The sequence below is a fragment of the Loigolactobacillus backii genome (assembly GCF_003946275.1).
Taxonomy (GTDB): Bacteria; Bacillota; Bacilli; order Lactobacillales; family Lactobacillaceae; genus Loigolactobacillus; species Loigolactobacillus backii.
Genome location: NZ_RHNQ01000077.1, coordinates 1 through 8,102, shown reverse-complemented (window position 1 = coordinate 8,102; position 8,102 = coordinate 1). Strand labels below are relative to the sequence as shown.

The following is an 8,102-nucleotide window of genomic DNA, read 5'->3' as shown; positions in this document are numbered from 1 at the left end:
TTAGTCACTTATGAGTCTAACTGTGTTGGACTTTTTTGTTAATTTTTTTGTATTATTACAAACTAGCACCACGCGTATTTTAAAGATAAAAAGGGATGAAGTTTAAATGGCACGTTTGAAAATAATAGTGACTAAGCCGTGGGTTAAATTTATTTTACAAACCATTTTTTATTTTTTGATATTGTTAGTTTTAGTTTATTTATATGGTTATAGCGGTATTAACAATAGCAAGTTTATCTACAATGAATTTTAAATAACATGTTTTTTGGGAGATGAGAGAGCTATGACAATGGATATTATTAAGGCAATTGATGAGATTGCTCAAAAAACGCCAACCGCAATTGCATATGATTATTTAGGCAAAACTAATACTTATCGTGAACTAAAAAACTATTCGGATGCATTGGCTGGTTATATTGATGGGTTGAATTTGACCAGTGGATCACCAATTATGGTTTATGGTGATCAAACATTTTCAATGATTGTGGCATTTTTAGGGTGTGTCAAATCCGGGCATGCCTATATTCCAGTTGATCAACATTCACCTAAGGATCGGCTTACAATGATTCAGAATATTGCCCAACCAGAGTTAGTGATCGCTATCCAACCCTTGCCGGTGAAATTGCAGGCAGTTAAGACGATTGAGATAGCAAAGTTAGAAGCGATTTTCCGACAATCTAACCAGTATCCGTTGACCCATTCAGTAAAAAATAATGAAAATTTCTATATTATTTTCACTTCTGGAACCACAGGTAAACCAAAAGGTGTTCAAATTAGCCATCGGAATTTATTGAGTTTTGTTAATTGGTTAGTCAGTGATTTTAATGTTCCTGAAAGGCCAGTGATCTTATCTCAAGCACCATATTCATTTGATCTATCAGTGATGGATTTGTATCCCACGTTGGTCATGGGGGGAACGTTGCAGGTACTACCCAAGGAGGTAACTGACAACTTTAAATCGTTATTCGAGACGTTGCCTAAGCTTGCATTAAATGTCTGGGTGTCTACACCATCGTTAATTGATATTTGTTTGCTCGAACCAAGTTTCAAACAAAGTAAATACCCCGAATTATCTCATTTTCTATTTTGTGGTGAAGAATTAACCCATCAAACTGCAGTTAGGTTAAAGCAGCGCTTTCCAGATGCTCTAATTTTTAACACTTACGGGCCGACGGAGACAACCGTTGCCGTCACTGCAATTGAAATTACTAATGCAATACTTGATAAATACCAACGGTTGCCAATTGGATATGCCAAACAAGATACTACTATCAAACTTGATAACCTGAATGCGCAAAATCAGGCTGGTGAGATTATTATTAGTGGTCCAAGTGTTTCAAAAGGTTATCTGAATTCTCCTCAAAAAACTAAACAAGTCTTTTTGGGGGAAAGTCAACAATTCTATCATACTGGTGATTTGGGAACGGTTGACGCAACTGGTTTAGTATTTTACAAAGGCAGAATCGACTTTCAAATTAAATTAAACGGTTATCGAATTGAGCTAGAGGAAGTTAATCATTATTTAAATCAACAAGAATTGATAAAATCAGCAGTGGCAGTGCCTAAATATAATCGACAGCATAAAGTTACGGCGCTGAACGCCTATGTCGTTTTACAAAATAATACTAGCAGACCTGCATTTGAAGTGACAAAGGCCTTAAAACAGCAACTGCGGCAAGAAATGATGGCGTACATGATTCCACAGCGATTTGAGTACCGTTCCTCTTTGCCATTAACGATCAATGGTAAAGTCGATATCAAGGCCATGATTAAAGAGGCTAACTCAAATGATTAATTTACAACCGTATGGCAATCCGATGTATTTTGTTTATTTATTAGTGGGATTATTACCACTAATGATTGGTTTATATTTTGGTAAGCGATTCGTTGTTTACCAAACAATCATTTCCGCGATTTTCTTACTTCTAATTTTTGGTGGTTCAAAGTGGCAACAGGGATTGGCGCTAATCGGATATATTGTTTATCAGTTTATAGTTGTTGGCGGTTATGCTGTGTATAAAAGACGTGCCAATCAAACGTGGGTATTTGTTTGCACAGTGATACTAAGTATTATTCCTCTTGTAATTGTTAAAATCACACCAGCAATTCAGGTGGGTCGCCAGTCTTTAATTGGCTTTTTAGGGATTAGCTATTTGACGTTTAAATCAGTGCAGATGGTTATGGAAATGCGGGACGGAACGATTAAAAAGTTTGATCCAATTATGTTTGCGCGATTTTTACTATTTTTTCCAACTATCTCCTCTGGGCCAATCGATCGGTATCGGCGTTTCCAGCATGATTATATACAGATACCAGATCGTAAACATTACCTCCAAATGTTGGACAAAGCAGTTCACTATATTTTCTTAGGTTTTCTATATAAATTTATATTGAGTTACTTATTTGGGACAATGATGCTTCCTAAGATTGCACATATTGCAATTATGCATCGAGAAGCGTTTTTTCACACTGGGATTTCTCTAGCACTAGTTGGTTATATGTACACTTACAGCATGTATCTATTTTTTGATTTTGCTGGTTACAGTCTATTCGCAGTTGCTGCGAGCTATTTAATGGGAATTGAGACACCAATGAATTTTAATCAACCATTTAAAGCACATAATATTAAAGATTTTTGGAATCGTTGGCACATGACTTTGTCCTTTTGGTTCCGTGATTTTATTTTCATGCGTTTGACATTTTTTATTATGAAACATCGTTTGATTAAAAATCGTAAGCGAATTCCACAAGTAGCCTATTTAGCCAATTTCTTGATTATGGGCTTCTGGCACGGCGTGACTTGGTATTATATCGTTTATGGACTCTTTCACGCTGGGGCCATCATTATTAATGATTATTGGTTAGGATTTAAGAAGAAGCACCGGCAGTTACCACATAATCGATTAACAGAGGGAATTGCAATTTTTATAACGTTTAACGTTGTTTGTTTTAGCTTTTTAATTTTTTCCGGTTTTTTAAATACACTTTGGTTTTCAGCACGCTAAATTCTATAAAATAAGGGGTAATTAATATGGATACAAAACAAACAGTAGTAGATATTTTAAAAGATTTAACAGGATCAGATGTTAGCGGTAATTTAGACGAAAATTTATTTGATTCAGGAATGATCGATTCTATGGCAACAGTAGAACTATTATTAGAATTACAAGAAAGGTTTGGCATTGATGTACCGGTATCTGAATTTGATCGCAGTGAGTGGGATACACCTAATAAAATCATTGCGAAGGTGGAATCAATGAAATGAAGACAAAAGGTAAATTATGGTTGATATTTGGGCCTGTGATAATTGCCGCTGGGTTACTGATTCTACTATTATCTTTACCAATTGGATTTGGACATTTTAATTCACAGACAGAAAAAAAGGCGGCAGTTTCATTATCTCCGAAAGTTTTTCGGGGACGCAAAATTAAACAGCAGGCGTTAGAAAATGGTTACGTTCCCTTTTTTGGTTCCTCAGAGTTGTCTAGGCTAGACGAATTTCATCCATCAGTATTGGCCGCAAAATACCATCGTTCTTATCGACCGTTTTTGTTAGGTAACGCTGGATCGCAATCATTAACGCATTATTTTACAATGCAAAATTTAGGAACGCAATTAAAAGGTAAAAAAGTAATTTTTATTATTTCACCACAGTGGTTTACAAAGGAAGGGCAGCGTCCCGATGCTTTTGGTTTTTACTATTCACCATTGCAAACAATTGATTGGATTATCAATGCTAAAAATGATACTGCTGATCGATATGCGGCCAAACGATTACTTGAAATGCCATCAGGTCGTTCTAGCGAAATTGGTGAGGCGGCACTTGAAAATGTTGAACATGGCAAACCTGTTTCTGAATTTCAAAAAATGTTTTTAAAATTTAAAGAGACAATTTTATTAAATGAAGATTCTTTATTTTCGCGTTTCCAATTGAATAATAATTTAGCTAAGGTTCAAAAAGGTGAAAAAAGTTTGCCCGCACATTATTCGATTAGCAAACTAAATCATTTAGCGGTAAAAGTTGGACGTCGTGAAACAACCAACAACAAACTAGGCATTAAAAATACATTTTATAAAACACGATTGAGTGGTAATCGAATCAAAGACCTAAAAGATTCGCAAACTAAGTTGGATTATCGTCGGTCACCAGAATATAGCGATTTTGAACTTGTGCTAAATCAGTTTGCTAAATGGCACGTTAACGTACAATTCATTATTCCGCCTATCAATGCTCGTTGGGCTGATTACACTGGTTTATCTATACCTATGATTCGGCAAACAGATCAGAAAATCGAATATCAATTAAGGCAACAAGGATTTAATAACGTGTTGGACCTATCTGATTATGGTAACGAAAAGTACTTTATGGAAGACACAATTCACTTAGGCTGGCGTGGTTGGTTAAAGGTTGATCAAACAGTTAATCCATTTTTGACGAATAAACAACCACAGCCGAATTATATAATTCAAAATAGATTTTTTTCTAAAAACTGGCAAAATACTGTAAAAAATGAATAAAAGGGGCTGTTGGCCTTGTTAAATCGATCTCGGCTAGCCAAAATATTCTTCACTGTCGTGGCTGTTTTGATTGGCACACTTTTATTTAGGGGTACTGTTAATGCGCATTGGCAAAATGTGAAGGCAAGAAAAGTAGGTTTGGTCAGTAGTGAAGTTGATTCAAAGGCTCAGAATAAATTAGTGCAAACATTAACCCACGAAAATTATATTGGTTCTGCCGAAATGTATAAGAATGGGAAAAAAGTAGCCAGTTATTACTCCGGTTATTCTGACGCTAAGAATGGCATTAAAAATTATAAAAACACCATGTACGAAATTGATTCTATCCAAAAATCTATTACTGCTGTTCTGATAATGCAGCAAGTGGAGAAACATAGGCTAACATTATCAGATCGATTAAGTATGTTTTATCCAGGTATTCCTGGTAGTCGAAATATTACAATTCGTCAGATGTTAAATATGACTTCTGGACTGTCTATGCAAGGTTCTGTTGGACCGAATGCTGTTAAATCTGATTCAGAGATTATTCAGAGTGATATTTCGCGAGTGCGCTATCACAATGAGATGAATGGCAGATGGGATTACCAGGCGGTTAATTTTAATTTTCTATCTGGTATTTTAGAAAAGATTACACACCAAAGTTACCAACAACTATTTTATGGACAGATCATTAAAAAATTACGCTTGAAACATACGGCGTTTGCCTATGATTTACCAAATTGTATTTCATTAGCAAGTGGTTATTATGGAAAAAACGATATTCCGGAAGTGTTAATTTATACTAAGCCTAGTGGTAATGATGCGGCCCTAGAACATGATGAACTGGGGACTGGTCAGGTTTATATGAGTGTTGGTGATCTTTATCGTGTTGAAAGTGCAATTTTGGCAGGAAAAATAGTTTCGGCACAATCTTTACATCAGCTCTACCAAGGCGGATCAAATACTAAATATGAGGCGGGTTTTTATACACAAGGGCGCGTCAAATTAACTAACGGTGCCGGATATGGTTTTGAATCTTCAATTCACATTAGTCCAAATGGAAAAAATGCAATTATCTTACTAAGTAATTATCAAGAACCACTGTTTAAGGTAAGAAGTTTAGCAAAAAGCTTTGATCAATTGTTAATTAATACGCGTTTTATGGCTAAATACAAGGAGTCTGATTTCTTTTCAAATACAGTTGAAAAACAGGTTTGAAATTTATTTCAGGAGGTTAATTTGGTATATTTTAAACAGAAATTAGAAAATAATTTGGTTAATTTTAGCAATAATCTTAGTAAACGTAGATTGTACCAAGTAACTATAAGGTCATTAATGACCGCCTTTCCAGTTGTTACATTAGGGACATTCATTGCTTTAGTTGACAAAACAATTTTTATTCCAAACGGCTTTTTTAATCAGCTTTATCATGTTAGTAGGTGGTTGCCAAATTATGTTTCATTTAGTAATTTCTTTTCTAGCTTGGATATTTTAATTAATAATTTGGTAGTGATTTGGATTGCCTTTTTAGTGGCCGCTAATGCCGCCAAATTAAAACATCAAAATGAATGGTTAGCCGGAATGATCAGTGGGACATTTTTATGGGTGTGCAATAATCAATCGCTATTCACGGGTGAAACTAAGCATGGTACGTTGAATTTAACGTTAAATTATAGTGGTGTAACACTTCACGGTATCTTTGAAGCAATTATAATCGGTCTTTTTGTGAGTTGGTTGTTAGGACGCTTTGTTAGGCATCAACTGTTAGCAATACTTGTTTTTACGTTAATTGTTGCCAGCATAGCAGCGGTATTTTATGCAAATGTAGCCAACGGTTTTACGGAAATGCCAAGTACGATATTTACACAGTTAACTGCCAATTGGGGTACAAATATTTTTCTGTTACTAGTTATTGTTTTAATTAGTAATTTATTAATGATTATTGGGATTTCCGGGCCGCTCAATTTGGCTGATGGACACAATGATGCAATATTCTCGGTACAAAATTTGAATTATGCATTGCAGCACCATCATTTAGAAAATATTCCGTATCCAGTTAATTTACATGCCATATACGACACTTATGCTTTTGTCGGTGGCGGCGGAATGATGTTGGCCTTGTTAATTGCGCTATTATTGCGATCGCATAATCACCGCTTACAGTACATGGCTAAAGTAAGCTTCTTACCCACTTTCTTTAATTTGAATTCACCCTTATTGATTGGTATGCCGGTTTTATTTAATCCGTTACTAGTAATTCCGTTGGTCATTACACCAATCGTAGCGTGTCTAGTTGCTTGGCTATTTTTTAGCCTACATTTGATGCCAGCAGCTGTTTATCCAGTCCCACTGACAACACCTGGATTCTTGAAGGGATTTTTAGCAACTGGCGGTAATTGGGTAGCATTATTGGTTGGAATACTCAATTTGGGCATTGCAACGGGTATTTATTTACCTTTTGTGAGGCTAAATGATAAATATAACCTAACTAGTAAAGTTGGCGATTGAGTATGAAAGAAAAAAATTTTTGGTACGGATTATTGCTTGTATTATTTACAATGATTATTGGCGTATCAGGATATCAATGGCAGAAGAAATCAATTGATTTACCGCAAACTCATTTTCAATCACCGATGGATCCCATTTTCCTAGTGCCAGGGAGTTCAGCAAATCAAAATCGATTTGATTCTCTTGTAATATTGTTAAATAAACGTAGCTTAAAACGCAGTCTTTTAAAGGTTACCGTACAAACTAATGGTCAATTAAAATTCAGCGGTCATTTAAAGCCTAGAGATAAACGGCCATTTATTGTGGTAGGCTTTCAGGATAATCACGATGGCTATGCTAATATCAAACGACAGGCCAAGTGGTTTAGCATTGCTTACCAAAAATTAGCCAGGATGTATCATTTTAATCATTTTTCTGGAATGGGGCACTCCAATGGTGGATTAGTTTTGACGTTCTTTTTGGAAAAATATTTACCGAAAAATAATAAAATTGATCGATTAATGACAATTGCAACACCATTTAATTTAGAAAAAAAGACGTCCAAAAAAACGCCAATGTTGAAAGACTTGATTGCACATAGGAATAGACTGTCAAAAAAAATGAGAGTCTATTCAATTGCAGGAACTGAAAATTATAAAGGAGATGGAATTGTTCCCTTAATAAGTGTTGATAGTGGCAAGTATATTTTTCAAAATCAAGTAGCAAATTATACCGAAATTATCGTGACGGGTGCGAATACTAATCATTCTGACTTGCCAGAAAATAAACAAATTGTTAATGTAATGGGCCAATATCTGTTACGGGAAAATATACCCAAGGCTGATCAACAGCAAAATCGGCCGCAACTACAGGTGCCAAATTATTAGGAGAATTGTTTTAACTGCTTAGATTGTAAATAATTAGAGATTAGGTTATATCTGTGGCTGATATAATTCCCCTATAGTTGACAAATGAAATAATGTGAGTTTGTCAACTATAGGGGAATTCTTTATATCTATTGCAAAGATGTGAGATAAATTTGAGAGTGTCAAATTTTATGTGTAAATGAAAAAGCCTCTCACCTTTGAACTAAAACATTGATTCTAAAGTGTCTTGAA

8 protein-coding genes are annotated in these 8,102 nt (G+C 35.1%); all 8 read left to right on the top strand.

Annotated elements, in window-relative coordinates; genetic code table 11:
• Window positions 1-106: 106 nt before the first annotated feature.
• Genes EKM61_RS10530 through EKM61_RS10495 form a run of 8 tightly spaced genes read left to right on the top strand, consistent with a single transcriptional unit; the run spans window position 107 to window position 7,871 of the window.
• A complete protein-coding gene (locus EKM61_RS10530; RefSeq protein WP_068222200.1) occupies window positions 107-253 on the top strand; it encodes a teichoic acid D-Ala incorporation-associated protein DltX in 147 nt (48 codons plus the stop codon).
• A 30-nt stretch (window positions 254-283) separates the two neighbouring features.
• Window positions 284-1,795: a D-alanine--poly(phosphoribitol) ligase subunit DltA gene (gene dltA / locus EKM61_RS10525; RefSeq protein WP_068222202.1), complete on the top strand. Its 1,512-nt coding sequence runs from the start codon at window positions 284-286 to the stop codon at window positions 1,793-1,795.
• A complete protein-coding gene (gene dltB / locus EKM61_RS10520; RefSeq protein WP_068222205.1) occupies window positions 1,788-3,005 on the top strand; it encodes a D-alanyl-lipoteichoic acid biosynthesis protein DltB in 1,218 nt (405 codons plus the stop codon). The genes dltA and dltB overlap by 8 nt, the downstream gene beginning before the upstream one ends.
• A 26-nt stretch (window positions 3,006-3,031) precedes the next feature.
• Complete coding sequence (dltC, locus tag EKM61_RS10515) at window positions 3,032-3,265, top strand: D-alanine--poly(phosphoribitol) ligase subunit DltC (protein ID WP_068222209.1); 234 nt, start codon at window positions 3,032-3,034, stop codon at window positions 3,263-3,265.
• Window positions 3,262-4,518, top strand: coding sequence for a D-alanyl-lipoteichoic acid biosynthesis protein DltD (gene dltD, locus EKM61_RS10510; protein WP_068279748.1), 1,257 nt, complete (start codon window positions 3,262-3,264; stop codon window positions 4,516-4,518). Before dltC ends, dltD begins: the two co-directional genes overlap by 4 nt.
• Window positions 4,519-4,533: 15 nt before the next feature.
• On the top strand, window positions 4,534-5,715 hold the full coding sequence (locus EKM61_RS10505; RefSeq protein ID WP_068222215.1) for a serine hydrolase domain-containing protein: 1,182 nt from the start codon (window positions 4,534-4,536) through the stop codon (window positions 5,713-5,715).
• Between the two features lie 21 nt (window positions 5,716-5,736).
• Window positions 5,737-7,005, top strand: coding sequence for a PTS transporter subunit EIIC (locus tag EKM61_RS10500; RefSeq protein WP_068222218.1), 1,269 nt, complete (start codon window positions 5,737-5,739; stop codon window positions 7,003-7,005).
• 2 nt (window positions 7,006-7,007) lie between these two features.
• Window positions 7,008-7,871 (top strand): alpha/beta hydrolase, encoded by an 864-nt coding sequence (locus tag EKM61_RS10495; RefSeq protein WP_068222221.1) that lies wholly within the window; start codon window positions 7,008-7,010, stop codon window positions 7,869-7,871.
• Window positions 7,872-8,102 lie beyond the last annotated feature (231 nt).